Here is a 25,623-nt window from a genome sequence, read left to right on the forward strand (position 1 = left end):
CGTTAGTCTGACCGTTCCTTGCTGTCTGCCGAGCTTTCCATGCCTGACCTGCTAGACCGCTACCCGCGCACCGCGGGCACTTATCACGAACTGCTGGATAACAGCGGCGAAGTGCGCGCGCACTGGCGGCGGCTGTTCGATCAGCTACAGCGCAGCAGCCCGGCGCAACTGGTGCAGCGTCAGGCGTTGCTGGCCCGGCAGATTCAGGAAAACGGCGTCACCTATAACGTCTATGCCGACCCCAAGGGTGCTGACCGGCCGTGGGAGCTGGACTTGCTGCCGCACGTGATCGCCGCCGATGAGTGGCAGCAGTTGTCAGCCGGGATCGCCCAGCGGGCGCGCCTGCTCAATGCGGTGCTGGCGGATCTGTACGGCCCGCAGCGGTTGATCAGTGAAGGACTGTTGCCGGCGGAACTGGTCTTCGGCCACAACAATTTTCTCTGGCCGTGCCAGGGCATTGCGCCGCCGGAAGAGGCCTTTCTGCATTTGTACGCCGTGGACCTGGCGCGCACGCCGGACGGGCGCTGGTGGGTCACCGCGGATCGCACCCAGGCGCCGTCGGGGGCCGGTTATGCGCTGGAAAACCGCACCATCGTGTCCCGCGCCTTTCCCGAGTTGTACCGCGACTTGAAGGTGCAGCACCTGGCCGGATTTTTCCGCACCCTGCAGGAAACCCTCGCGCGTCAGGCGCCCTGTGATGATGACGCGCCGCTGGTGGTGCTGCTGACGCCCGGGCGTTTCAACGAAAGCTATTTCGAACATCTTTATCTGGCGCGTCAGCTCGGTTATCCACTGGTGGAGGGCGGCGACCTGACGGTGCGCGATGCCACCGTGTACCTGAAAACGCTCAGCGGCCTGCGCCGGGTGCACGCGATCATGCGCCGGCTCGACGATGACTTCTGCGATCCTCTGGAGCTGCGTACCGACTCGGCACTCGGTGTGCCCGGCTTGCTGGAGGCGGTGCGGCAGGGGCGGGTGCTGGTGGCCAACGCCCTGGGCAGCGGCGTGCTGGAGTCTCCGGGATTGCTCGGGTTCCTGCCGAAGATCAATCAATACCTGTTCGGCGAAGAGCTGATCCTGCCGTCCATCGCCACCTGGTGGTGCGGCGAGGCGCCAGTGCTGGCGCAGGCGCTGGAAAAACTGCCGGAGCTGCTGATCAAACCGGCGTTCCCCTCACAAAGTTTTGCCCCGGTCTTCGGTCGGGATCTGAATGAACAACAGCGCCAGGCGCTCGCCGAGCGCATGCAGGCCCGGCCCTATGCTTACGTGGCACAAGAACTGGCGCAGTTGTCCCAGGCGCCGATCTGGCAAGCCGAGGACGGCCAACTGCAACCGCGGGCCATCGGCATGCGCATGTACGCGGTGGCCAGTCGTGACGGCTACCGCGTGCTGCCTGGTGGCCTGACCCGGGTCGCCGCCGAGGCTGATGCCGAAGTGGTGTCGATGCAACGCGGTGGCGCGAGTAAGGACACCTGGGTGCTGGGCGAGCGCCCGCCAAGTGGCGAGCAGTGGAAGACACAGCGCAACGTCGGTGTGCACGACCTGGTACGACGTGACCCCTACCTGCCGTCGCGGGTGGTGGAGAACCTGTTCTGGTTTGGCCGTTACTGCGAGCGCTGCGATGACAGTGCGCGATTGCTGCGGATCATGCTGGCGCGCTATGTCGATGGCGACGATCCGCAAGCGTTGCAGGCGGCGGTCGAGCTGGGCGAGCGCCTGATGTTGCTGCCGGAGGAGGGCGAGCTGCCGGAGCGCCTGCTGGCGGCGCTGCTCGGCGAGGACTGGTCGTTCAGCCTGCGTTCCAACCTGCAGCGCTTGCAGTGGGCGGCCTCGCAGGTGCGCGGCAAGCTCTCCCGGGAAAACTGGCAGGCCTTGGTAGAGTTGCAGCGTGAAGCCATGGAGCTGGACACCGACGCGCCGGACTTTGGCGAACTGCTGGATTTTCTCAACCGTCTGGTGATGTCGCTGGCGGCATTGTCCGGTTTTGCGCTGGACGACATGACCCGCGACGAAGGCTGGCGCTTCCTGATGATTGGCCGGCGCATCGAGCGTCTGCAGTTTCTCAGCAGCAGCCTCGCCGCGTTCCTGCGCGGTAGCGCCGCATTCGATCAGGCGGGGCTGGAGTGGCTGCTGGAGCTGGGCAACAGCAGCATCACTTACCGGTCGCGTTATCTGGCGGTGGCGCAGTTGATCCCAGTACTCGATTTGTTGCTGCTCGACGAACAGAACCCGCATGCGGTGTTGTTCCAACTGAAACTGGTGACCCGCACGCTGAAGCGCCTGAACGATGATTTCGGCGTGCCCCGCGAGGCCGGACTGCCGCAATTGGTCGAGCGTCTGGCACGTTTTGATCTGGGCTGTCTGGAAAACTCGCTGTTCGGCGAGTCCAGCGTGCGTGCGGCACTCGATGGTCTGGCGGATCTGCTGCAAGAGATTGCCGAGGCCAGCGGGCAAGTCTCGGATCGCCTGGCGCTGCGCCACTTTGCCCATGTCGATGATGTCAGCCAGCGTACGGTGTCCGTCTGATGAGCGCGCATTACCAGATCTTCCACGATACCTGTTATCACTACGACAGCCCGGTGTCGCTGGCGCAGCAATTGGCGCACCTGTGGCCCCGTGAGTGCACATGGCAGCGCTGCACCGAGCAGCAATTGCTGATCAGTCCGGAGCCGACCACCCGGCGTGATGAACTCGATGTCTTCGGCAATCCGCTGACCCGTCTGGCTTTCGAGCGACCGCACGACGAGTTGCAGGTCAACGCACGGCTCACCGTAGAGGTGCTGGCGCGACCGCTGGCGGACTTCAATCTGTCCCCAGCGTGGGAGCAGACACGCGATGCGCTGACCTACAGCAGCCAGCCGTTGTCCGCCGAGCTGCTGCAGGCTTGTCGATATCGCTTTCAGTCACCCTACGTGCATCTGAAGCGCAGCTTCGTCGAGTTCTCCGAAAGCTGCTTCCCGCCGGGTCGGCCGTTAATGCTCGGCGTGCAGGCCTTGATGCAGAAGATTTTCAGCGAATTCACCTTCGACGCCGAGGCCACTCAAGTGGCAACGCCGCTGGTGGAAGTGCTGGAGCGCCGACGCGGTGTATGTCAGGACTTCGCCCACCTGATGCTCGCCTGCGTGCGCTCGCGAGGGCTGGCGGCGCGTTACATCAGCGGCTATCTACTGACCCAGCCGCCGCCAGGGCAACCACGGCTGATCGGCGCCGACGCGTCGCATGCCTGGGTCTCGGTGTTCTGTCCGGTATTGGGCTGGGTGGATTTCGATCCAACCAACAATGTGCAGCCGGCGCTGGAGCACATCACGCTGGCATGGGGCCGGGACTTTTCCGATGTGTCGCCGTTGCGCGGGGTGATTCTGGGGGGCGGTAGCCATGACCCGGAGGTTCGCGTCACCGTGATGCCACTGGAGTAGCACAGATCAAACTGGAGGAGTGAGCCTGCTCGCGATAGTGGTATGTCAGGCGGTAAAGGGTTTGTCTGACACACCGCCATCGCGAGCAGGCTCACGCCTACAGGGGATTTGGGGGCGATTCGAAAAGGGGGCTGTGAGGGCCAGCGGCTGAACCGCCAGCCCCGTCACAAATCCGCAGGGTCTGATTCGATCATCAAACCCGGTGGGGCTCAGGCGTCGGGTGCCTGATCTTTCGGTGCATCAACATCGTCGTCGTCAGTCGCCACTTCACCCTCAGGGTTCAGTGCCGCTTCTTCAGCCATTTGTTTCTTGCGCTGAAGCTTTTCCTCTTTCTTCTGCTCCTTTGCCAGGTCTCGTTGACGTTTGGCGAAGGAGTAATTGGGTTTGGCCATGGGCGATCCTCTGGGGTCGAAGGTGAGGTTGAGCGGCGCGTATTCTGCCCTGTATCGGTGTCCGGCGGTTAGCCGGGTTTTTGGTCGACCCACTTGGGCGTGACGGTCGGCTTCCACTGATCGAGGGCGTCGAGCAGGGTTTGTGGCGATTCGCTCACTTGCAGCATGTCACGGTGTGGCGCGCGAACGAAGCCTTCGCCGACGATATGGTCGAGAAAAGCGGTGAGTTTGCTGTAGAAACCGTTCACTTCCAGCAGGCCCAGCGGCTTGCCGTGGTAGCCGAGCTGGCCCCAGGTCCAGACTTCGAACAGTTCTTCCAGCGTGCCGAGGCCGCCAGGCAAAGCGATGAACGCATCGCTCAGTTCGGCCATGCGCGCCTTGCGGGCGTGCATGCCGTCGACCACTTCGAGGCGGGTCAGGCTTTTGTGGCCGATTTCCTTGTCCATCAGACTTTGCGGAATGATCCCGATCACTTCACCGCCGGCGGCCAGTGCGGCATCGGCGACCAGCCCCATCAACCCCACGGCGCCACCGCCGTAGACCAGGGTCAACTGGCGCTCGGCCAGCGCGCGGCCAAGGGCTTTGGCGGCTTCGGTGTAAGCCGGATCGGTGCCGGCGTTGGCGCCGCAAAATACACAAACGGATTTGAGAGACATGCCTTCCTCCTGGGTCAATCCGTCACAGGGTAATGGCTGGCACGCCTTGATCCAAGGGCTAGACTTCGCGTTGCGGCGTTTCGCAGGTGCCACTGGCACCACAGGCGTAGGCGGCGAGCAAGCTGCACAACAGGCCGTTAAAGATCATGACAGGCACTCCGTTTCAGTTCAGTGAGATGGCCTGATCATAGGGCTGGCCAGGGAATCTGGCCGTTAGATTGTTTCGATGAGTGTCATAGCCTGAAAGTTGTATACAATTTTTGACTCAAGTCATAGGAACTTGCGAAGATTTCAGGCAGTCTTTCCACCATTCGTGTTTTTGTTAACCCTGCCTTGGAGATTCACCATGTTTTCCAAAGTTGTTGCGGTATCCCTGCTGGCGCTGGCCAGCAGCCAATTGATGGCTGCCGAGTGCAAAACCACCGTTGATTCCACCGACCAGATGTCCTTCAACACCAAGGAGATCGTGATCGACAAGAGCTGCAAGACCTTCACCGTCGAACTGACCCACTCCGGCAGCCTGCCGAAGAACGTCATGGGCCATAACCTGGTTGTCAGCAAAACCGCCGACATGCAGCCGATCGCCACTGACGGCCTGGCCGCCGGCATCGACAAGAACTACCTGAAAGACGGCGACGAGCGCATCATCGCTCACACCAAGATCATCGGTGCCGGTGAGAAAGACACGCTGACCATCGACGTATCGAAGCTGGCCGCTGGCACTGACTACGGCTTCTTCTGCTCGTTCCCGGGCCACATCTCGATGATGAAAGGCACCATTGCTGTCAAGTAATTGATTCAGGCACAAAAAAAGCGTCCTTCCGGACGCTTTTTTCGTTTCTGTAGGAGCTGCCGGAGGCTGCGATCTTTTGATCTTGATCTTCAAAGCCAGATCAAAAGATCGCAGCCTCGTTTCACTCGACAGCTCCTACAGGTTCCAAGACATCTTACGGCGCGAACGGCATGACGCGCTTGTGATGGGTCTTGTTGTAAGTTGCGACGATGATGTCGAACGCTTCCTGGCGTACCGGCTCACCGTGCAGGAAGGCGTCGATCTCGGCGTAGGTCACGCCGTGGGACGCTTCGTCAGGTTTGCCCGGCGACAGGTCTTCCAGGTCCGCGGTCGGCACTTTCTCCACCAGCGACTCCGGCGCGCCGAAGCTGCGGGCAATCGCCCGGACCTGGTTTTTCACCAGACCGCTGAGCGGGGCCAGGTCGCAGGCGCCGTCACCGAACTTGGTGAAGAAGCCCATCACCGCTTCCGCCGCGTGGTCGGTGCCGATCACCAGACCGTGCGCCGCGCCGGCGATGGTGTACTGGGCGACCATGCGCATCCGCGCCTTGGTGTTGCCGAGCACGAAGTCCACCAAGACCGCGTGCTTGCCTTCGAACGCCGCGACTTCACCGGCCAGCGACTTCACCGCCGGGCCGATGTTGACGGTGTGGCGCTCGTCCGGGGCGATGAAGTCCACCGACGCTTGGGCGTCGTGTTCATCGAACTGGGTTTCGTACGGCAGACGCACGGCGATGAACTTGTAGTCGTTGTCGCCGGTGCGCTCACGCAGTTCACGCATGGCGCGCTGGGCCAACAGGCCAGCGGTCAGCGAGTCGACACCGCCGCTGATGCCCAGCACCAGCGTCTTGAGGCCGGAATTGACCAGGCAATCCTGGATGAAGGTAATGCGCCGGGCGACTTCGGCTTGCAGGGCCTTGTAGTCAGCGAACGGCGGCTGCACCTTGAGCTGTTCAGCAATCTCACGCTGTACGGCTTGCATGAATTCACTCCTTGCTAGATAGGCTGGAAACGGCAGGAACCTGGAAAACGTGTCGCAAATAGGCGACGAAATTCGGGTCTTTACAGTGAGTCTTGCCTGGCTCGTCGGAGATCTTCGCCACCGGCTGGCCGTTGCAGGCGGTCATTTTAAGCACGATGCTCATCGGTTCGACACCCGGAATGTCACAGGTCAGGTTGGTGCCGATGCCAAAGCTCACGTTGATCCGATCGTGCAGCGCACGGAAGATCTCCAGCGATTTGGGCAGGGTCAGGCTGTCGGAGAACACCAAAGTCTTGCTCATCGGGTCGATGCCAAGCTTGTGGTAGTGGGCGATGCATTTTTCGCCCCACTGCACCGGATCCCCGGAATCGTGGCGCAGACCATCGAAGAGCTTGGCGAAGAACAGGTCGAAGTCGCCGAGGAAGGCGTCGGTGGTGATGCAGTCGGTGAGGGCGATCCCCAGCAAGCCACGGTATTCACGCACCCAGCAGTCGAGGGCGGCGATCTGACTGTCGATCAGCCGTGGGCCGAGTTGCTGATGAGCCATGATCCATTCATGGGCCATGGTGCCCAGCGGTTTCATGTCCAGCTCGCGGGACAGGTGCACGTTGCTGGTGCCGACGAAACGTCCGGGGAAATCGTGCTTGAGTACGTTCACCACTTCTTCCTGTACGCGGTACGAAAAGCGCCGGCGGGTACCGAAGTCGGCGACCTGCAATTGCGCCAGTTCGTCGGCCGAGGCATTGGCGCTCAACCAATCGAACTTGCGATACAGCTGTTCACGCGCCTGTACCAGCTCGACTTCCCGGTAGCGATAGCGGTTGCGCACTTCGCTGACGATCGCCAGCAGCGGCACTTCATACAGAATCACATGCAACCACGGGCCGCGCAGACGGATGAACAGCTCGCCGTTCTCGATCCCGGTGTGCAGATAGCGCAGGTTGAAGCGGAACAGTCCGAGAAAACGCAGGAAATCCGGTTTGAGGAAGCTGATGCGCTCCAGAAAACTCAACTGGTCGGCGCTCAGGCTCAGTTCGGCCAGACGCTCGATCTGATAGCGAATCTCGGCCAGATACGGGCGCAGATCCTCGCTGTTACGGCAACGGAACTCCCATTCGACTTCGACGTTGGGGTAGTTGTGCAGCACCGCCTGCATCATCGTCAGTTTGTAGAAGTCGGTGTCGAGCAGGTTCTGCACGATGCGATCGGCAAACACACTCTCGCTCATAAACGGGGTCTCCAGGTGCGCCGCGCCTGTGCGCGGTCTCAATCAATGGCGCTAGTGGCGCATATCAGCGGTGGGGATTGCCAGCAATTTTTGGCCCGAACCGGATTTTGCTTGATGTAGGAGCTGCCGAAGGCTGCGATCTCTTGATCTTAAAAAACAAGGTCAAAAGATCGCAGCCTTCGGCAGCTCCCACAGGGAAATCAGTCGTCGTCTGGACTATCAATCTGCTCCAGCATCCACTTCACAAAATCCCGCACCTTGGGCACTTCCGCCGCATGCTCCGGGTAGGCCAGGTAATAGGCGTCGGAACTGGGCATTGCATGCTGCCAGGGAATGACCAGTTTGCCGTCGGCCAATTCCTCTTCCACCAGAAACCGTGGCAGCAGCGCCACACCACAGCCGACCTGGGCGGCGCGGATGCACATATAAAAGGTTTCGAAACGCGGCCCGTGGTAGCTGTGTTCGGTGTGGTAGCCCTGACTGTCGAACCAGTCGTGCCAGGCCTGCGGGCGTGAGGCGTTTTGCAGCAGCACCAGGTCGGTCAGTTGCGTCGGATCAGTGAATGGCTGATCCGGCAGGCTGCCCGGCGCGCAGACCGGCACCAGCTCTTCGCCGAACAGCTTCAGGCATTCGGTGCCGGGGCGTGAACCCTGGCCGAAATAGAACGCCAGATCGCTGCGCCCCTGCAGCAAATCGTCGGCTTCCTGCTCGTTGCACAGGTCCAGATGGATCGACGGATGGCGCAGACGCCAGCCTTTCAGGCGCGGTACCAGCCAGCGGGCGCCGAAGGTCGAGGGCGTGGAGACGCGCAGGACTTCGGTTTCGCCGCCGTAGGAACGCAGGTAATGCGTCGACATTTCCACTTGGGTGAGGATTTTTCGGACTTCCACCAGGTACAAATCCCCGGCCGGGGTCATCTGCAAGCGACGCCGCACCCGGCGGAACAACAAGTGCTGCAACAATTCCTCAAGCTGCGCCACTTGCTTGCTGACAGCGCTCTGGGTCAGATTCAGTTCCTCGGCGGCGCGGGTAAAACTCAGGTGCCGGGTCACGGCCTCGAAGCACTGCAACGCGGTAATCGATGGCAGGTGGCGTTTATTCAGCATGAGTGGTCCTTTTCTTGTCTTTCTATGCGCAGCATGAATAAACGGAATGATATCTCGCGTAAAGGTCGTTTGTTGCCTCGCCATACTGACGCTACAACTAAAGGCCTGCCCGGTCGTGAACATTCGGCCGCACACATTCAGTTTTTCGCTTGAGGAGTGACCCATGGTTGCCGCATTGCTTGATCGTCTTGGTGTGAACCCGGCCCTGTATCAGAACGGCAAAGTGCCGGTGCATTCGCCCATCGACGGCAGCCGCATCGCCGCCGTGAACTGGGAAGGCCCGGCCGAAGTCGAGCAGCACATCAGTCGCGCAGATCATGCGTTCGAACAATGGCGCAAGGTGCCGGCCCCGCGTCGCGGCGAGCTGGTGCGTCAGTTCGGCGAAGTGTTGCGCGAGTACAAGGCTGACCTCGGCGAGCTGGTGTCGTGGGAAGCAGGCAAGATCACCCAGGAAGGTTTGGGTGAAGTGCAAGAGATGATCGACATCTGCGACTTCGCCGTCGGCCTGTCACGTCAGTTGTACGGTTTGACCATCGCCTCCGAGCGCCCGGGCCACCATATGCGTGAAACCTGGCATCCGCTGGGCGTGGTCGGCGTGATCAGTGCGTTCAACTTCCCGGTCGCGGTGTGGGCGTGGAACACCACGCTGGCGCTGGTCTGCGGCAACCCGGTGGTGTGGAAACCGTCGGAGAAGACCCCGCTGACCGCGCTGGCCTGCCAGGCGCTGTTCGATCGCGTGGTGAAGAATTTCACCGATGCTCCGGCGCACCTGTGTCAGGTGATCATCGGTGGTCGCGATGCCGGCGAAGCGCTGGTGGATGACCCGCGTGTCGCGCTGATCAGCGCCACAGGCAGCACCCGCATGGGCCGCGAAGTGGCGCCGAAAGTCGCCGCGCGTTTTGCCCGCAGCATCCTCGAACTGGGCGGCAACAACGCGATGATCCTCGGCCCGAGCGCCGATCTGGACATGGCCGTGCGCGCCATTCTGTTCAGCGCGGTCGGCACTGCCGGTCAGCGTTGCACCACCCTGCGGCGCTTGATTGCCCATGAATCGGTGAAGGAAGAAATCGTCACCCGGCTCAAAGCCGCGTACGCGAAAGTGCGCATCGGCCATCCGCTGGAAGGCAACCTGGTTGGCCCGCTGATCGACAAGCACAGCTTTGAAAACATGCAGGATGCGTTGGAGCAGGCGCTGAGCGAGGGTGGTCGGGTGTTTGGCGGCCAGCGTCAGCTCGAAGAGCAATTTCCCAATGCCTACTACGTGTCGCCGGCGATTGTTGAAATGCCGGAGCAAAGCGATGTGGTCTGCAGCGAAACCTTCGCGCCGATCCTCTACGTGGTCGGTTACAGCGACTTCCAGGAAGCGCTGCGCCTGAACAATGCTGTACCGCAAGGCTTGTCGTCGTGCATCTTCACCACCGACGTGCGCGAGGCTGAGCAGTTCATGTCGGCGGTCGGCAGCGACTGCGGCATCGCCAACGTCAACATCGGCCCGAGCGGCGCGGAAATCGGCGGCGCGTTTGGTGGCGAGAAGGAAACCGGTGGTGGTCGCGAGTCGGGCTCCGACGCCTGGCGCGCATACATGCGCCGTCAGACCAATACCGTGAACTACTCGCTGGAGTTGCCGCTGGCGCAGGGCATCACGTTCGACTGAGGATCGAGGGAAAACGGAAAAGATCGCAGCCTTCGGCAGCTCCTACACAGATGCCGCCAGGCTGCGGTTTTGTAGGAGCTGCCGAAGGCTGCGATCTTTTGGTGGCCCCACAAGCGCATTTGGTTAGGTTTCTGTTGGAGTCTGGCAATGCCGTTACGCGAAGAATGTCTGTGGGAAAAGCTCACGCCGCAAAGGCCGGATAACACCGCGCTGCGGGGCGAGGTCAAAGTCGATGTCTGCGTGATCGGCGCCGGGTTTACCGGGTTGTCGGCGGCGCTGCATCTGTTGGAAAAAGGCAAAAGCGTCTGCGTGCTGGAAGCGCATCGTGCCGGGCACGGCGGGTCCGGGCGCAACGTCGGGCTGGTCAATGCCGGGATGTGGATTGCGCCGGACGAGATCGAGGCCGGGTTCGGCGAGGCGGTCGGCAGTCAGCTCAACCGCATGCTCGGAGCAGCGCCGGCGCTGGTGTTCAGCCTTGTGGATAAATACAACATCGATTGCCAGTTGCGCCGCGAAGGCACGCTGCACATGGCGCACAACGCCAAAGGCGAGGCGGATCTGCGCAGTCGCGAGCAACAATGGAAACGCCGTGGCGCACCGGTCGAACTGCTGACCGGCAAGGCTTGCGAGCAAGCCACCGGCACGCAAAAGATTGCTGCGGCGTTGCTCGACCGCCGCGCCGGCACCCTCAACCCGATGGCCTATGTCACCGGGCTGGCCAATGCGGTGAAGCGCTTGGGCGGGCAGATGTTCGATCACTCGCCGGTCACCCGCCTCGAACGCCAGGGCCAGCAATGGTCGGTGCAGACCGAACAGGGTTCGGTGCTTGCCGAGCAAGTGGTGATTGCCTCCAACGCCTACACCGAAGGCGACTGGACCGAACTCAAGCGCAACTTCTTCCCCGGTTACTACTATCAGGTCGCTTCGGTGCCGCTGACCGAAGACGCTGCCCATGAAATCCTTCCGGGCGGGCAGGGCTCCTGGGACACGCGGCAGGTGCTGAGCAGTATTCGCCGCGACAAGGACGGTCGGCTGTTGCTCGGCAGCCTGGGCAATGGCAATCAGAAACCCACCTGGTTCCTCAAGGCCTGGGCCGACCGGGTGCAGCAACACTACTTCCCCAACCTCAAACCAGTGGAATGGGAATGCACCTGGACCGGGCGCATCGCCTTCACCCCCGATCATCTGATGCGCCTGTTCGAACCGGCACCCGGACTGGTGGCCGTCACCGGTTACAACGGTCGCGGCGTGACCACCGGCACCGTGGTCGGCAAGGCCTTCGCCGACTACCTGTGTCACGGCAATCCTCAAGCGTTGCCGATCCCCTTTGCACCGATGCAGCCCTTGGCGGGTGTCGGCCTGCGCAGTTGCCTGTACGAGGCCGGTTTCTCGCTGTATCACGCGGGCCAGTGCCTGCGCATCGTTATCTGAGTGTTGAAATATGTTGCCGGAAGCGGCGCTTTTCGATGCAGCGACTAGCCTGTAATGGTGCGGGTTGTAGCAGTCCCGCACCAGCAGTGTGCAGTTCGGTGACGCGAGCGGTTACAGGCTGGTTGCACGTCGTTTGGTGCCGCGGTTGCAATGATGGCGCAAGCGGGTTGCGCCTCAGATTTAAAAAGGTTTCACCTTCCGCGGTTTAGACGGTTGCACGCCCAATGAAAATGGGAACGAAACAGTCGAAATAACAAGAAAGCAGCGACTTTTTGAAGAATAAAAAACCGATGGCACGGCGCTTGCTCAGAGCATTCAGTGAAGTGAAGTCGCAGTGCCAACTAAAAAAAACCTTGGAGCACCACCTCATGTCCCAGACGTTTTACAAGAAAGGCTTTCTGGCCCTCGCAGTCGCAACTGCGCTGGGTGTTTCTGCGTTTGCTCAAGCTGATGTGAAAATCGGTGTAGCGGGTCCAATGACGGGCGCCAACGCGGCATTTGGCGAGCAGTACATGAAGGGTGCACAGGCGGCGGCTGACGCAGTCAACGCAGCAGGCGGCGTCAACGGGGAGAAAATCGTTCTGGTCAAGGGCGATGACGCCTGCGAACCGAAGCAGGCGGTGACAGTCGCCAAGGACCTCACCAACCAGAAAGTCGCCGGCGTGGTCGGTCACTTCTGCTCTTCTTCGACCATTCCAGCGTCGGAAATCTACGACGAAGCCGGGATCATCGCGATCACGCCGGGTTCGACCAACCCGCAAGTCACCGAGCGTGGCCTCAGCGCCATGTTCCGGATGTGCGGGCGTGACGACCAGCAAGGCATCGTGGCCGGCGACTACATCGTCGACGTGCTCAAGGGCAAGAAGGTTGCCGTGCTGCACGACAAGGACACCTACGGTCAGGGCCTGGCGGATGCCACCAAGGCACAGCTGGAAAAACGTGGCGTGAAACCGGTGCTGTACGAAGGCCTGACCCGTGGCGAGAAAGACTTCAGCGCCGTGGTCACCAAGATCCGTGCGGCTGGCGCCGACGTGGTCTACTTCGGCGGCCTGCACCCGGAAGCCGGCCCACTGGTCAAGCAACTGCGCACCGAAGGCCTGAAAGACGTGAAGTTCATGTCTGACGACGGCATCGTCACCGACGAACTGGTGACCACCGCTGGCGGCCCGCAATACGTCGACGGCGTGCTGATGACCTTCGGCGCCGACCCACGCCTGCTGCCAGACAGCAAGACTGTAGTGGATGCTTTCCGCAAGGCCGGCACCGAGCCTGAGGGCTACACCCTGTACGCCTACGCGTCGGTTCAGACCCTGGCCGCCGCCTTCAACGGCGCCAAGTCCAACAGTGGCGAAAAGGCCGCCGAGTGGCTCAAGGCCAACACGGTGAAAACCGTCATGGGCGAGAAGGCCTGGGACAAGAAGGGCGACCTGAAAGTCTCCGACTACGTGGTTTACCAGTGGGACAAGGACGGCAAATACCATCAGCTGGAAAAACAGAAGTAAGGGCTGACGCGATCAGTTGATCCCCACCGATCTCCTGTGGGAGTAAGCCTGCTCGTAATGACGGACTGACAGCCAACAGATTTGTTGAATGTTGAACCGCTATCGCGAGCAGGCTCACTCCTACAGGGGGCGATGGTGATCAGGTGGATAGTGTCTGCATTGCTCCGACGTAAATCTGTATTTTTCCTAGAAGAACCGCCCGCTCACCGGTGGGCAGGTTCTCATTGCGTGAGATTGCGTTATGGATGGTATTTTCCTGCAGCAACTGGTCAACGGCCTGACCCTCGGGTCGGTCTATGGCCTGATCGCCATCGGCTACACAATGGTCTACGGCATCATCGGCATGATCAACTTCGCCCACGGCGAGGTTTACATGATTTCCGCTTACCTGGCGGCAATCAGTCTGGCTCTGCTGGCTTACTTCGGTATTGAATCCTTCCCGCTGTTGATGCTCGGTACGCTGGTCTTCACCATCGTCGTCACTGGCGTCTATGGCTGGGTAATCGAACGCGTCGCCTACAAACCTCTGCGCAACTCCACCCGACTGGCACCGCTGATCAGCGCCATCGGCATCTCCCTGATCCTGCAAAACTACGCCCAGATCAGCCAGGGCGCCCGCCAACAGGGTGTTCCGACGCTGCTCACCGGTGCCTGGCGTGTCGACGTCGGCAGCGGTTTCGTCCAGCTGACCTACACCAAGATCTTCATTCTGGTGGCCGCGTTCGTCGGCATGGGCCTGCTGACCTACGTGATCAAGTACACCAAGCTCGGCCGCATGTGCCGCGCCACCCAGCAAGACCGCAAGATGGCTTCGATCCTCGGGATCAACACCGACCGGGTGATTTCCTACGTGTTCATCATTGGTGCAGCGATGGCGGCTCTGGCCGGCGTGCTGATCACCATGAACTACGGCACGTTCGACTTCTACGCAGGCTTCGTCATCGGCATCAAGGCGTTCACGGCCGCGGTGCTTGGCGGGATCGGCTCACTGCCCGGCGCGATGCTTGGCGGGATCATTCTCGGGATCTCCGAGTCGCTGTTCTCGGGCCTGGTCAACTCCGACTACAAAGACGTGTTCAGCTTCTCGCTGCTCGTACTTGTTCTGGTCTTCCGGCCTCAGGGTCTGTTGGGCCGTCCTCTTGTGTCGAAGGTGTAAGCGATGTCTTCAACCACTCAAAAAAACATCGATATCAAAAAAAGCCTGGTTGAGGCGATTCTGGCCGGCCTCATTGCGTTGATCGTGTTCGGCCCGATTGTCGGCGTCGTGCTCGACGGCTACAGCTTCAACCTCGAACCGACCCGCGTGGCGTGGATCATTGGCATCGTCATGCTCGGCCGCTTTGCCCTCAGCCTGTTTCTGCAGACGCCCAAGGGCCTGAAGATTCTCGACGGATTCGAGAGCACCGGTTCCGGCGTGCATGTGCTGCCTGCCGATCACAAATCACGCCTGCGCTGGATCATCCCGCTGCTGATTGTGCTCGCGGTCATCGTGCCGTTTGTCTCCAACTCGTACCTGCTGGGCGTGGTCATCCTCGGGTTGATCTACGTGCTGCTGGGGCTTGGGCTGAACATCGTGGTCGGCCTCGCGGGTCTGCTCGATCTCGGTTACGTGGCGTTCTACGCCATCGGCGCCTACGGTCTGGCGCTGGGTTATCAATACCTCGGGCTGGGCTTCTGGACCGTGCTGCCACTGGCGGCGATCACCGCTGGTCTTGCTGGTTGCATCCTCGGTTTCCCGGTGTTGCGTCTGCACGGTGACTACCTGGCGATCGTGACCCTGGGCTTTGGTGAAATCATTCGGCTGATCCTCAACAACTGGCTGTCGCTGACTGGCGGCCCGAACGGTATGCCGGCGCCACTGCCGACGTTCTTCGGCCTGGAGTTCGGCAAGCGGGCGAAGGATGGCGGGGTGCCGTTTCACGAGTTCTTCGGCATCGCCTACAACCCCGACGTGAAGTATTACTTCATCTACGCGGTGTTGTTCCTGGTGGTACTGGCCGTGCTGTACATCAAGCATCGTCTGGTGAAGATGCCGGTGGGCCGCGCCTGGGAAGCCTTGCGTGAAGACGAAATCGCCTGTCGCTCGATGGGCCTGAACCACGTACTGGTCAAACTCTCGGCGTTCACCATCGGTGCGTCGACGGCGGGTCTGGCCGGGGTGTTCTTCGCTACCTATCAAGGCTTCGTCAACCCGACCTCGTTCACCTTCTTCGAGTCGGCGTTGATCCTCGCCATCGTCGTGCTCGGCGGTATGGGCTCGACCATCGGCGTGGTGATCGCGGCGTTCGTACTCACCGTGGCCCCGGAACTGCTGCGCGGCTTCGCCGAATACCGCGTGCTGCTGTTCGGCATCCTGATGGTGTTGATGATGATCTGGCGACCACGAGGGCTGATCCGCATCAGCCGTACCGGGGTCACTCCACGCAAAGGTGCCATTCACTATGAGAGGACTGCGCCATGAGTGAAGTCGTACTCTCTGTGGAAAAACTGATGATGCACTTCGGTGGCATCAAGGCCCTGAGCGATGTCAGCCTCAAGGTCAAACGCAACTCGATCTTCGCCCTGATCGGCCCCAACGGTGCCGGCAAGACCACGGTGTTCAACTGTCTGACCGGGTTCTACAAGGCCTCCGGTGGCAAGATCGAACTCAACGTGCGCGGCAAGCAGACCAACGTCATCCAGTTGCTCGGCGAGTCGTTCAAGCCGACCGATTTCGTTTCGCCGAAGTCGTTCCTCAGTCGTCTGTACTACAAGATGTTCGGAGGTACGCACCTGGTGAACCGCGCGGGCCTGGCCCGGACGTTCCAGAACATTCGCCTGTTCAAGGAAATGTCGGTGCTGGAAAACCTGCTGGTGGCTCAGCACATGTGGGTCAACCGCAACATGCTGGCCGGCATTCTCAACACCAAGGGCTATCGCAAGGCCGAAAGCGATGCGCTGGATTGCGCGTTCTACTGGCTGGAAGTGGTCGATCTGGTGGACTGCGCCAACCGTCTGGCCGGTGAACTGTCCTACGGCCAGCAACGCCGTCTGGAGATCGCCCGGGCCATGTGCACGCGGCCGCAGATCATCTGCCTCGACGAACCGGCCGCCGGCCTCAACCCTCAGGAAACCGAAGCGCTGAGCGCGATGATCCGGCTGCTGCGTGACGAGCACGATCTGACCGTGGTGCTGATCGAACACGACATGGGCATGGTAATGAGCATTTCCGACCACATCGTGGTGCTGGACCACGGCGTCGTCATCGCCGAGGGCGGCCCCGACGCTATCCGTCACGATCCGAAAGTGATTGCCGCCTATCTGGGCGCCGATGAAGAGGAATTGGTATGACCCGACCGATCCTCGAACTCAAAGACCTCGACGTGTTCTACGGTCCGATCCAGGCCCTCAAAGGCGTGTCGCTTGAAATCAACGAAGGCGAGACCGTCAGCCTGATCGGCTCCAACGGCGCGGGCAAGTCGACGCTGCTGATGTCGATCTTCGGCCAGCCAAGGGCGGCGGGCGGGCAGATCCTCTATCAAGGCGTCGACATTACCCACAAGTCCTCGCACTACATCGCCTCCAACGGCATTGCGCAGTCGCCGGAAGGGAGGCGGGTATTCCCTGACATGACCGTCGAGGAAAACCTGCTGATGGGCACCATCCCGATTGGCGACAAGTACGCCAAGGAGGACATGCAGCGCATGTTCGAGCTGTTCCCGCGGCTCGAAGAACGCCGCACCCAGCGGGCGATGACCATGTCCGGCGGTGAGCAGCAAATGCTCGCCATCGCCCGGGCCCTGATGAGTCGGCCGAAGCTGTTGCTGCTCGATGAACCGAGCCTGGGCCTGGCACCGATCGTGGTGAAACAGATCTTCGCCACACTGCGCGAACTGGCGAAAACCGGCATGACCATTTTCCTGGTCGAGCAGAACGCCAACCATGCGCTGAAGCTGTCGGACCGGGCGTATGTGATGGTCAACGGCGAGATTCGCCTGACCGGTACCGGTAAAGAGCTGCTGGTGAACGAGGAGGTGCGTAACGCCTATTTGGGCGGGCACTGATTCTTCTTGAGTTGTCCACAAGCCCCGCGACGAAAGTTTCGGGGCTTTTTACATTCCAAGTCCATACAGATCCCCTGTAGGAGCTGCCGAAGGCTGCGATCTTTTGATGATGTTTTTGAAGGTCAAAAGATCGCAGCCTTCGGCAGCTCCTACATGGAATCAAGCCATGACATCAAGAACATTCTGAAATTGTGGAAAACAAATTCCCATAGCTGCCAAAGCGCGACATATAGACGCTGCAAATGGCTGTTTTTCCACAGTTTTGACTTGTCCCCGTTTGCTGTGGAGCTGGCTGTGAATAACGTGGGAGTAGCTGGCTGCAGCCCTTATGGAACGTGGTATACAGGGCGATGGGTGTTTTTTGATCAGGCGTTTTTGCTGGAGCCGAAGCCGTCGTTGTCAACCTTTTTATGCGCGTCGCAACACAGGCGATTCCATGTGAACAATCCTGTGGATAAGTCTGTGACTAAACTCTGGAAAGACCGCGCTGAGGGCCGTAGTTACTGGCCTCGCGCAATCACTGTGCTGACCGGTCGGTCGTGCAAAATGCCATGTCCGGCACAACTGCCGCTTCAGGGTCAAGCAAAAAACTTTCTATTTCACTCGCAAAGCCTTGTGTGGCGCGGCTTTGCGCGATTCCACTTGCCCCCGGAAACTGTGGAAGGGACTGTGGATAACGTGCGTGCACATGGCTACAGGCCACGCCGCATATGGCGTAGCGACGATTGATCAATTTTTGATCTGAAACACGTTTGTGGGTTGATGTTGCTCGTCTGTGTCGGGCCGGGCATGCTGGCTGCTGATTTTCTATTCCCATGGCTGCGCTGGCGGCCGACGCAAGGAGAACACGATGTCCAACACCCTGTTTATCACCGGCGCGACGTCCGGTTTTGGTGAAGCCTGTGCCCGTCGTTTCGCCGAGGCTGGCTGGAAACTGGTGTTGACCGGTCGTCGTGCAGAACGTCTGAATGCGCTGTGCGCCGAACTGTCGAAGCAGACCGAAGTGCACGGCCTGGTGCTTGATGTTCGTGATCGCAAGGCGATGGAAGAGGCGATCGCCAATCTGCCGCCGTCCTTCGCCAAGCTGCGCGGCCTGATCAACAACGCCGGGCTGGCGCTGGGCGTCGATCCGGCACCGAAATGCGACCTCGACGACTGGGACACCATGGTCGACACCAACGTCAAAGGCCTGATGTACAGCACCCGCCTGCTGCTGCCGCGTCTGATCGCCCATGGTCGCGGTGCCGGTATCGTCAACCTCGGCTCGATTGCCGGTAACTACCCGTACCCGGGCAGCCATGTGTATGGCGCGACCAAGGCGTTCGTCAAGCAGTTCTCGCTGAACCTGCGTTGCGACCTGCAGGGTACTGGCGTGCGCGTCAGCAACATCGAACCAGGCCTGTGCGAAAGCGAGTTCTCGCTGGTGCGCTTTGCCGGCGATCAGGAGCGTTACAACGCCACTTACGCCGGGGCCGAGCCGATCCAGCCGCAGGACATCGCCGAGACCATCTTCTGGGTGCTCAATGCCCCGGCGCACATCAACATCAACAGCCTGGAGCTGATGCCGGTGAGCCAGACCTGGGCCGGGTTCGCCATCGAGCGTAACAAGGCGTAAGACCGCATGACCTGTGGCGAGGGGGCTTGCCCGCGTCGGGGTGCGAAGCGCCCCCTGCTTTTCAGCTCAAAAGAAGCATGGGCCTGCTGCGCAGTCCAACGGGGGCAAGCCCCCTCGCCACAAAATGTTCCAACCCGGCAATAAGGTAAACTCCTCTCCGACAAACCCCGCCGCACCCCGCGGTTCAAAGGTTTTTAGAGGAGGCTACGTGAGTAACCGAGGTGAGCAGTCGCTGCTCAAACAATCGACCATCCTGATGTTCGCGGTGTCGATCGCCGGGATCGTCACCGGTTTTATTTCTGGTTCGCAATCCATCCTTTTCGATGGTTTTTTCTCGCTGATCGCCACCTTCATCAAAGTGCTGATGCTGATCACCGCCCGGCTGATCGCCAAAGAGAGCAATCACCGCTTCCAGTTCGGCTTCTGGCATCTGGAGCCGATGGTGTTGCTGATCGAAGGCAGTTTCCTGCTGCTGATTGCCATCTACGCATTTCTCAACGGTGTGTTCGGCATCATCAATGGTGGCCGTGAGATCGAGCTGGGGCTGGTGATCATTTATGCGGCGGTGTTCACCGTCGTCGAATTCGCCTATTTCTTCTACGTGCGCCGACGCAATCGCAAGCTCAAGTCGAGCCTGATCCAGTTCGACAACATCAGCTGGCTGGTGGACGCGATGCTGTCGGTCGGCCTGTTGATCAGTTTTCTGGTGGCGCTGCTGCTCCAGGCCCAGGGGTTTGGCGAATGGGCGAAGTTTGTCGACCCGCTGATCTTGATCGTACTGGCGCTGACCATGTTGCCGCCGGCGTTCAAGATCCTTGGCCCGGCGTTGCGCGATGTGCTGGGGATCGCCCCGGACACGCTGGACGACCAGGTGCGGCAGGTGATGGAGGCGGCGAAGGTCGAGCATGGTTTCGACGATTACGTGACCTACGTGCAGAAGCACGGGCGGGCGCGGTTTATCGAGATTCATGTGGTGTTGCCGGCGGATTATGCGCTGAGCAGTGTGGGGCAGCTGGATGCGCTGCGTGAGGAGATTTCGGCGAAGCTGGGCGAGCCGGATGCGGCGCGCTGGTTGACCATCAGTTTTACCGGTGACAAAAAGTGGATTGTCTAAAGTTTGTGTAACGGCCATCGCGAGCAGGCTCACTCCTACAGTTGGAATGTATTTCCCTGTAGGAGTGAGCCTGCTCGCGATGGCGATTTATCTGTTAGCGCAGATATTCGGCTAAACCGCTGTAGCAAGTTGCCAAGTGATAAGGCGTGGTCGACGGCATGTCCTTGCGGCTGACTTCACCTTGCTCATCCCGGCACTCATGCCACCCGCCCGCATGCAGAAAACGCTGCTGCAGCGCCTGCAGCTGGCGCTGCACTGCGGCTTCGCTGTCCGGACGCAAGGTCAGCGCCCGCAGGTATTCCGCCTGAGCCCAGATGCGCTGAGTCGAATCCTTCGGCCGTCCATCCAGCTGCAGATCAAGCATCGCCCGCACCGCGCCGGACGACTCGACGACGCCAAACTGTTCGGTGAAGGCAAATGCCCGGTCCAGCGCTGCGTGCAGCTTCGAACCGCGCAGCAATGGCGACGACTCCAGCAGGAAATACCATTCGAACTGATGCCCCGGTTCGTACCAGTTATCCACAGCGCCCAGCGGTTTCTCCATCAGCACACCGTGCTGCGGATCGACGAAGTGCTTGCGCATGGCTGTGCATAACTCCACCAGCGCCTGCTGCGTTGGCGCGTCTTCGCGCACGGCGAGGGTGGCGAGGAACGCTTCGGCCAGGTGCATCAGCGGGTTTTGCAGCGGACCGGTTTGCAGGGTGATCCAGTCGCGATCCAGGCACGCTTCGTACAAGCCATCGCCGGTGGCGAAGCGGCGGGCGATGACCTCCAATGCGGCGTTGAGCGTGGATTCCACCAGCGGCTCGCGGGACTTGGCCCAGTAATGGGCGCAGGCGAACAGGATGAAGGCGTGGGTGTAGAGGTCTTTGCGCTGATCCAGCGGTTTGCCTTGGGCATCGATGCTGTAGAACCAGCCGCCATGCTCGGCATCGTGGAAGTGCCGTTGCAGCGAGCGGAATAGCGCGGCGGCGCGCACCTCGGCGTTATCCACAACCCCGATCAGGCTGGAAAACAGGTACAGCTGCCGCGCGCAGGCCATCGCCCGATAGCGTTGTGGCGGCAGCGGCTGGTGGGCGGCGTCCAGTGCTTCGTAGGGCAACGCCATGTCGGCGTTCCAGCCCGGGCCTTGCCAGAGCGGCACGATCACGTTCAGAAAGTGCTGTTGCACGTCGCTGAACAGGGCGGTCAATTCGGGCAGGGAGGTGGAGCGGCAAGCATGGGGCATTGGCGGACGTCGTCACGGCTGGGGCGATTGCGCGACATGGTAGCAGAGAGACCGGTCAGAGAGAGGCTGTGTCCGTCAGTCCGCCTTCGCGAGCAATTGAATCGGATCCGCTGCATGACTCTGTAGGAGCTGACGCAGGCTGCGATCTTTTAACAGCCAAAGTCAAAAGATCGCAGCCTGCGGCAGCTCCTACAGGAGAATGCATTCCAATTGTGGGAGCGAGCGTGCTCGCGAAGAGGCCAGTTCAGGCGATAGAGATCAACCGGCCAGCAACCAGGCACCCGTCACCGCCGAAGCCGCTCCGGCCAGGCGCACCAGCGGCGCGGCGGCCTTAGGCAGAAACCGGACCAGCGCATACCCCGCAGCATGCAGAGCAGCAGTCGCCGCCACGAAACCGGCGGCGTACGCCCACGGGCTGCTCATGTCCGGCAACTCCAGGCCATGTGCCACGCCATGGAACAACGCAAACAACGCTGTCGCCACCACCGCCATCACCAATGGCGGACGCACCGCCAGTGCCACTGCCAGACCCAGCGCCAGTACCGAGGCGGCAATCCCGCTTTCCAGTGCCGGCAGCTCCAGCCCCTCAAAGCCGAACAGACCGCCGACCAGCAGGGTGCCGACAAACGTGCACGGCAGCGCCCAGCGCGCGGCGCCTTGCTGCTGCGCCGCCCACAGGCCGACCGCAATCATTGCCAGCAAGTGGTCGAGGCCGCCGATCGGGTGGCTAATCCCGGCGACCAGACCGCTGTCGCCGTGGCCCGGGTGAGCGAAGGCCAGTGCCGGGGTCAGCAGCAGCGCCACGGCGCCGAAAATGCGTTTGAGTGTCATGGGTAAGCTTCCTTGTTGGTCAATGAATCAGGCGACGTTCAGCAGGCCCTGGCGTTCGATGAAGGCGATGATCTCTTCCAGGCCCTGGCCGGTCTTCTGATTGCTGAAGACAAACGGCTTGCCGTTGCGCATGCGTTTCGTGTCGCTATCCATCATTTCCAGCGACGCACCGACCAGTGGCGCGAGGTCGATCTTGTTGATCACCAGCAGGTCGGACTTGCAGATCCCCGGCCCGCCCTTGCGTGGCAGCTTATCGCCGGCCGAGACGTCGATCACGTAGAGGGTCAGGTCCGACAGTTCCGGGCTGAACGTCGCCGAAAGATTGTCGCCACCGGACTCCACCAGAATCAGGTCCAGCCCCGGAAAGCGCCGGTTCAGTTGATCGACCGCTTCGAGGTTGATCGAGGCGTCTTCGCGGATCGCCGTGTGCGGACAGCCACCGGTTTCCACGCCGATGATGCGCTCCGGTGCCAGCGCTTCGTTACGCACCAGAAAGTCGGCGTCTTCGCGGGTGTAGATGTCGTTGGTGACGACGGCCAGGTTGTAGCGTTCGCGCAGTGCCAGGCACAGGGCCAGGGTCAATGCGGTCTTGCCGGAACCGACCGGGCCGCCGATGCCGACGCGCAGGGGTTGTGTGTTCATGTGCTTCTCCAAGATGACAGGCCCTAGGAACGGAACAGACGGCTGTACTGACGCTCATGCGCCATGCACGCCAGGGACAGGCCGAACGCGGCACTGCCGATGTGTTCGGGATTGATGTGGGTGGCGTCCTGCTGCGCCTGTTGCAGCAGCGGCAGCAATTCGCTGGTCAGGCGCTGGGCGGCTTGCTGGCCCAGCGGCAGGGTTTTCATCAAGACCGCGAGCTGGTTTTCCAGCCAGCTCCACAGCCATGCGGCGAGGGCGTCCTGCGGGCTGATGCCCCAGGCGCGGGCGGCCAGTGCCCAGCCGAGGGCCAGATGCGGTTCGGCGCATTGCTCGAGAAAGTTGCGGGCCGGGGTATCGAGTTCCGGCAGACCATTGAGCAACTGCTGCAGCGAGTAACCCATCTGCCGGCTCTCCAGATGCAACTCACGGGTCTCGCGGCTGGCGCGGTGGGTCTCGCAGATAAGCCGCAGCGCCTCCCAGTTTTCGTCGGCGGCCGCCTGACAATGGGCGAGCAGCAGTGGCGCTTCGAAACGCGCGAGGTTGAGCAGCAACTGATCGCTGATCCAGCGGCGGGCGCTGTCCGGGTTGTTCACGCGGCCGTTATCCACCGCCATTTCCAGGCCTTGCGAATAGCTGTAGCCGCCAATCGGCAATTGCGGACTGGCCAGGCGCAGCAGCGCCCAGGCCGGATTCACAGGCGTACGCCGAACTGATGGAGTTTGGGCGCGTAGTTGAAGTCTTCGTCGCCATGCCGCGAATGGTGATGGCCGCCGCCGTAGGCACCGTGTTCCGGCTGGAACGGCGCTTCAATCGCTTCGACCTGCGCGCCAAGCTGTTCAAGCATGGCCTTGAGCACATAGTCGTCGAGCAGGCGCAGCCAGCCATCGCCCACTTGCAGGGCAACGTGGCGGTTGCCCAGGTGATAGGCGGCGCGGGTCAGTTCGAAGGCATTGGCGCAGGTGACGTGCAGCAGTTGCTCGGGACGGGCGCAGACGCGAACGATTCGGCCGTCTTCGGCCTGCAGGCATTCGCCGTCATACAGCGGCGCCTGGCCGCGCTCCAGAAACAACCCGACGTCTTCGCCATCGGCACTGAAACAGCGCAGACGGCTCTTGCTGCGCGCTTCGAAGGTCAGGTGCAACTCGGCGGACCAGACAGGTTGAGGGTCGATTCTGCGGTGAATCACCAGCATCGGAAAGCTTCCAGCAGTGGACTGTAGAGAGGGCTAGAGCAAGGGGCTTGCCAACCGCACGAGATGTAGGAAATCCCTGTCGGAGCGTAGAGGGTGTTTCAAGATGTTGCAGGATTTTGGATGGTTTTGGTGCGTGAAGATTTTTACATGCACCAATTTGTGGCTCATAAAAAAGATCGCAGCCTTCGGCAGCTCCTACAGGTGATTGGTGTAGGAGCTGCCGAAGGCTGCGATCTTTTGATTTTTACTCGGTACTGCCCAGCCCCTGCCAGTGCTTGAGACCGATAAAGATGAAGCGCAGCTGTTGGGTGATCTTCGCTTGCGGCGTCAGATGTTCCGGCAGGGCTTCGGCGGGCGGGTCGATGATGTCCGGCAGGGTGGCGAACACCGATTTGACGATCAGGTCGGCCATCACGCTCAGGCCGGCAGCGTCCAGATGTTGCAGCTTGGGCATCAGCGTCAGGTCGGCTGCGAGGTCGGCGCTGATGTTTTCCCGCAGGCGGCCAATTGCCTGGCGCACCGGCAGCGAGCCGCCGTACTGCTCGCGAGCCAGAAACAGGAATTGCGAACGGTTGGCGCTGACCACGTCGAGGAAGATCCGCACCGAGGCATCGATGATGCCGCCCATGACGAATTCGTTGTGGCGTACCAGGCGGATGGTTTCGCGGAAGGTCTGGCCGACTTCACTGACCAGCACCAGACCCAGTTCGTCCATGTCGGCAAAATGCCGGTAGAAACCGGTCGGCACGATGCCGGCAGTCTTGCTCACTTCGCGCAGGCTCAGGCTGCCGAATCCTCGGCCGCTTTCCATCAAGTGGCGGGCAGCGTCCATCAGGGCGTTGCGGGTCTGTTGTTTCTGTTCGGCGCGGGGCAGCATCGCAAGGGCGTTTTCTTAGGCGGGACAAGCGCCGCACTCTAGCAAATCGGCTTTGCTGGCGTCGAACGGCAGGGGAAAGTCAGCGGAGGGAGAATCCAGTCTTGCAGTGGGTCGGGGCTGAAAAAGTCAAAAGCCCAATCGGGTGATTGGGCTTTTTTTCCAGGCCGCCACGGGCTTAGCTCAAAGCGCTGTTGCGTTCGATCACACGGTCACCACCGCCTTCGGCCAGGGTTTGACCTTGTGGGGTTTTATCGTAGCCATCGGAAGCCAGGGTTTGGCCTTGTGGGGTTTTGTCGTAGCCGTCAGAAGCCAGAGTCTGACCTTGTGGAGTCTTGTCATAGCCGTCTTGAACCAGGCCTTTCTCTTCCAGGCGATCACGACCACCTTCTGCTACCGCTTGACCTTGTGGCGTCTTGTCGTAGCCATCTTGTACCAGGCCTTTTTCTTCCAGACGGTTACGGCCGTTTTCAGCCAGGGTCTGGCCTTGTGGAGTGCGGTCGCTGCCGTCAGCAGCCACAGTCTGGCTGAATACCGAGTGGCTCGATTTCACTTGTGGGGTAGCCTGTTCGGCAGCGGGCAGGGCGAAAGCAGTGCTGGCTAGCATCGACAGGGTAAGGCTGAGCAGTAATTGGCGTTTCATGATGGGTTGCTCCTTGGGAGGGCGATAAAGTGGGTACGAAGCCAATGCTACTCTCGATAAGTCGATATAAAAGTTCATAAACGCAATGGTAATAATCAACAGAATTGATTGTTCTGCCGAGGCGCTCTAGCTCGGGCGTTTGCGGGCGGTGGTTTTGCACCGCGGTGGGTATTTTCGACTCACTCACGCCTCGCAAATGTGCGGGTGGCGGTAACGCTGTTCGACCAATCGGTCAGCATTCGGGCGATTTTTTGCCGTGGAATCTATATTCCGATTAA

At 60.8% G+C, this 25,623-nt stretch carries 24 protein-coding genes; 12 read left to right on the forward strand and 12 right to left on the reverse strand.

The annotated features are described in order from the left end of the window. The first annotated feature begins 39 nt into the window (after nt 1-39). Together KKQ10_RS13055 and KKQ10_RS13060 are read left to right on the forward strand one after the other, a co-directional pair. On the forward strand, nt 40-2,526 hold the full coding sequence (locus KKQ10_RS13055) for a circularly permuted type 2 ATP-grasp protein (protein ID WP_215501328.1): 2,487 nt from the start codon (nt 40-42) through the stop codon (nt 2,524-2,526). Then, nucleotides 2,526-3,416: a transglutaminase family protein gene (locus tag KKQ10_RS13060; RefSeq protein WP_127649026.1), complete on the forward strand. Its 891-nt coding sequence runs from the start codon at nt 2,526-2,528 to the stop codon at nt 3,414-3,416. The genes KKQ10_RS13055 and KKQ10_RS13060 overlap by 1 nt, the downstream gene beginning before the upstream one ends. 209 nt (nt 3,417-3,625) lie before the next feature. Here KKQ10_RS13060 and KKQ10_RS13065 read toward each other — a convergent pair whose 3' ends face one another. Then, a complete protein-coding gene (locus KKQ10_RS13065; protein WP_215501329.1) occupies nt 3,626-3,808 on the reverse strand; it encodes a hypothetical protein in 183 nt (60 codons plus the stop codon). Nucleotides 3,809-3,876: 68 nt separating this feature from the next. Beyond that, nucleotides 3,877-4,464 carry a cytokinin riboside 5'-monophosphate phosphoribohydrolase gene (locus KKQ10_RS13070; RefSeq protein WP_025111838.1) on the reverse strand — a complete coding sequence of 196 codons (588 nt, stop codon included), beginning with the start codon at nt 4,462-4,464 and terminating at the stop codon, nt 3,877-3,879. 346 nt (nt 4,465-4,810) lie between these two features. Here KKQ10_RS13070 and azu point away from each other — a divergent pair, with 346 nt between their 5' ends. Further along, on the forward strand, nt 4,811-5,257 hold the full coding sequence (gene azu, locus KKQ10_RS13075; protein ID WP_127649028.1) for an azurin: 447 nt from the start codon (nt 4,811-4,813) through the stop codon (nt 5,255-5,257). Nucleotides 5,258-5,411: 154 nt separating this feature from the next. Here the strand turns inward: azu and nadE are convergent, their stop codons facing one another. The 3 genes from nadE to KKQ10_RS13090 all read right to left on the reverse strand — a co-directional run bounded on the left by nadE (nt 5,412) and on the right by KKQ10_RS13090 (nt 8,573). Further along, nucleotides 5,412-6,239: an NAD(+) synthase gene (nadE, locus tag KKQ10_RS13080; protein ID WP_215501330.1), complete on the reverse strand. Its 828-nt coding sequence runs from the start codon at nt 6,237-6,239 to the stop codon at nt 5,412-5,414. A gap of 4 nt (nt 6,240-6,243) precedes the next feature. Further along, nucleotides 6,244-7,467, reverse strand: a complete 1,224-nt coding sequence (pncB, locus tag KKQ10_RS13085) for a nicotinate phosphoribosyltransferase (RefSeq protein ID WP_127649030.1) — start codon at nt 7,465-7,467, stop codon at nt 6,244-6,246. 200 nt (nt 7,468-7,667) lie between these two features. Continuing rightward, entirely contained in the window at nt 7,668-8,573 is a 906-nt protein-coding gene (locus KKQ10_RS13090; RefSeq protein ID WP_127649031.1) for a LysR family transcriptional regulator, read from the reverse strand. Between the two features lie 163 nt (nt 8,574-8,736). Between KKQ10_RS13090 and amaB the strand changes: the two genes are divergently transcribed. From amaB to KKQ10_RS13135, 9 genes are all read left to right on the forward strand, one after another. Next, entirely contained in the window at nt 8,737-10,227 is a 1,491-nt protein-coding gene (gene amaB, locus KKQ10_RS13095) for an L-piperidine-6-carboxylate dehydrogenase (protein WP_127649032.1), read from the forward strand. Between the two features lie 147 nt (nt 10,228-10,374). After that, nucleotides 10,375-11,658: an L-pipecolate oxidase gene (gene amaA, locus KKQ10_RS13100; protein WP_215501331.1), complete on the forward strand. Its 1,284-nt coding sequence runs from the start codon at nt 10,375-10,377 to the stop codon at nt 11,656-11,658. Nucleotides 11,659-12,026: 368 nt separating this feature from the next. Beyond that, on the forward strand, nt 12,027-13,160 hold the full coding sequence (locus tag KKQ10_RS13105; RefSeq protein ID WP_127649034.1) for an ABC transporter substrate-binding protein: 1,134 nt from the start codon (nt 12,027-12,029) through the stop codon (nt 13,158-13,160). 241 nt (nt 13,161-13,401) lie between these two features. Next, nucleotides 13,402-14,316 carry an ABC transporter permease subunit gene (locus KKQ10_RS13110; RefSeq protein ID WP_102354330.1) on the forward strand — a complete coding sequence of 305 codons (915 nt, stop codon included), beginning with the start codon at nt 13,402-13,404 and terminating at the stop codon, nt 14,314-14,316. Between the two features lie 3 nt (nt 14,317-14,319). Continuing rightward, nucleotides 14,320-15,621 carry a high-affinity branched-chain amino acid ABC transporter permease LivM gene (livM, locus tag KKQ10_RS13115; RefSeq protein WP_127649035.1) on the forward strand — a complete coding sequence of 434 codons (1,302 nt, stop codon included), beginning with the start codon at nt 14,320-14,322 and terminating at the stop codon, nt 15,619-15,621. Beyond that, nucleotides 15,618-16,490, forward strand: coding sequence for an ABC transporter ATP-binding protein (locus KKQ10_RS13120; RefSeq protein ID WP_103485078.1), 873 nt, complete (start codon nt 15,618-15,620; stop codon nt 16,488-16,490). The genes livM and KKQ10_RS13120 overlap by 4 nt, the downstream gene beginning before the upstream one ends. After that, entirely contained in the window at nt 16,487-17,203 is a 717-nt protein-coding gene (locus KKQ10_RS13125; RefSeq protein ID WP_127649036.1) for an ABC transporter ATP-binding protein, read from the forward strand. The genes KKQ10_RS13120 and KKQ10_RS13125 overlap by 4 nt, the downstream gene beginning before the upstream one ends. An 850-nt stretch (nt 17,204-18,053) precedes the next feature. Next, nucleotides 18,054-18,818, forward strand: coding sequence for an SDR family oxidoreductase (locus KKQ10_RS13130; RefSeq protein ID WP_041065617.1), 765 nt, complete (start codon nt 18,054-18,056; stop codon nt 18,816-18,818). Nucleotides 18,819-19,026: 208 nt separating this feature from the next. Further along, entirely contained in the window at nt 19,027-19,932 is a 906-nt protein-coding gene (locus KKQ10_RS13135) for a cation diffusion facilitator family transporter (RefSeq protein ID WP_215501332.1), read from the forward strand. Between the two features lie 94 nt (nt 19,933-20,026). Here the strand turns inward: KKQ10_RS13135 and KKQ10_RS13140 are convergent, their stop codons facing one another. The 7 genes from KKQ10_RS13140 to KKQ10_RS13170 form a co-directional block, all read right to left on the reverse strand. Then, nucleotides 20,027-21,160: an AGE family epimerase/isomerase gene (locus KKQ10_RS13140; RefSeq protein ID WP_215501333.1), complete on the reverse strand. Its 1,134-nt coding sequence runs from the start codon at nt 21,158-21,160 to the stop codon at nt 20,027-20,029. A 258-nt stretch (nt 21,161-21,418) separates the two neighbouring features. Beyond that, nucleotides 21,419-21,991: a HupE/UreJ family protein gene (locus KKQ10_RS13145; RefSeq protein ID WP_215501334.1), complete on the reverse strand. Its 573-nt coding sequence runs from the start codon at nt 21,989-21,991 to the stop codon at nt 21,419-21,421. 27 nt (nt 21,992-22,018) lie between these two features. Beyond that, nucleotides 22,019-22,633, reverse strand: coding sequence for an urease accessory protein UreG (ureG, locus tag KKQ10_RS13150; RefSeq protein ID WP_215501335.1), 615 nt, complete (start codon nt 22,631-22,633; stop codon nt 22,019-22,021). A 23-nt stretch (nt 22,634-22,656) separates the two neighbouring features. Further along, the gene (locus KKQ10_RS13155; protein WP_127649041.1) at nt 22,657-23,331 is read right to left on the reverse strand and encodes an urease accessory protein UreF; all 675 of its coding nucleotides are present in this window, start codon (nt 23,329-23,331) and stop codon (nt 22,657-22,659) included. Next, nucleotides 23,328-23,828, reverse strand: a complete 501-nt coding sequence (gene ureE / locus KKQ10_RS13160) for an urease accessory protein UreE (protein ID WP_003221180.1) — start codon at nt 23,826-23,828, stop codon at nt 23,328-23,330. Before ureE ends, KKQ10_RS13155 begins: the two co-directional genes overlap by 4 nt. A 244-nt stretch (nt 23,829-24,072) precedes the next feature. Continuing rightward, nucleotides 24,073-24,705 (reverse strand): TetR family transcriptional regulator, encoded by a 633-nt coding sequence (locus KKQ10_RS13165; protein ID WP_127649042.1) that lies wholly within the window; start codon nt 24,703-24,705, stop codon nt 24,073-24,075. Between the two features lie 175 nt (nt 24,706-24,880). After that, on the reverse strand, nt 24,881-25,345 hold the full coding sequence (locus KKQ10_RS13170) for a hypothetical protein (RefSeq protein WP_127649043.1): 465 nt from the start codon (nt 25,343-25,345) through the stop codon (nt 24,881-24,883). Nucleotides 25,346-25,623 lie beyond the last annotated feature (278 nt).

Origin of the sequence: Pseudomonas sp. MG-9 (genome assembly GCF_018729515.1) — a bacterium.
Taxonomy (GTDB): domain Bacteria; phylum Pseudomonadota; class Gammaproteobacteria; order Pseudomonadales; family Pseudomonadaceae; genus Aquipseudomonas; species Aquipseudomonas serboccidentalis.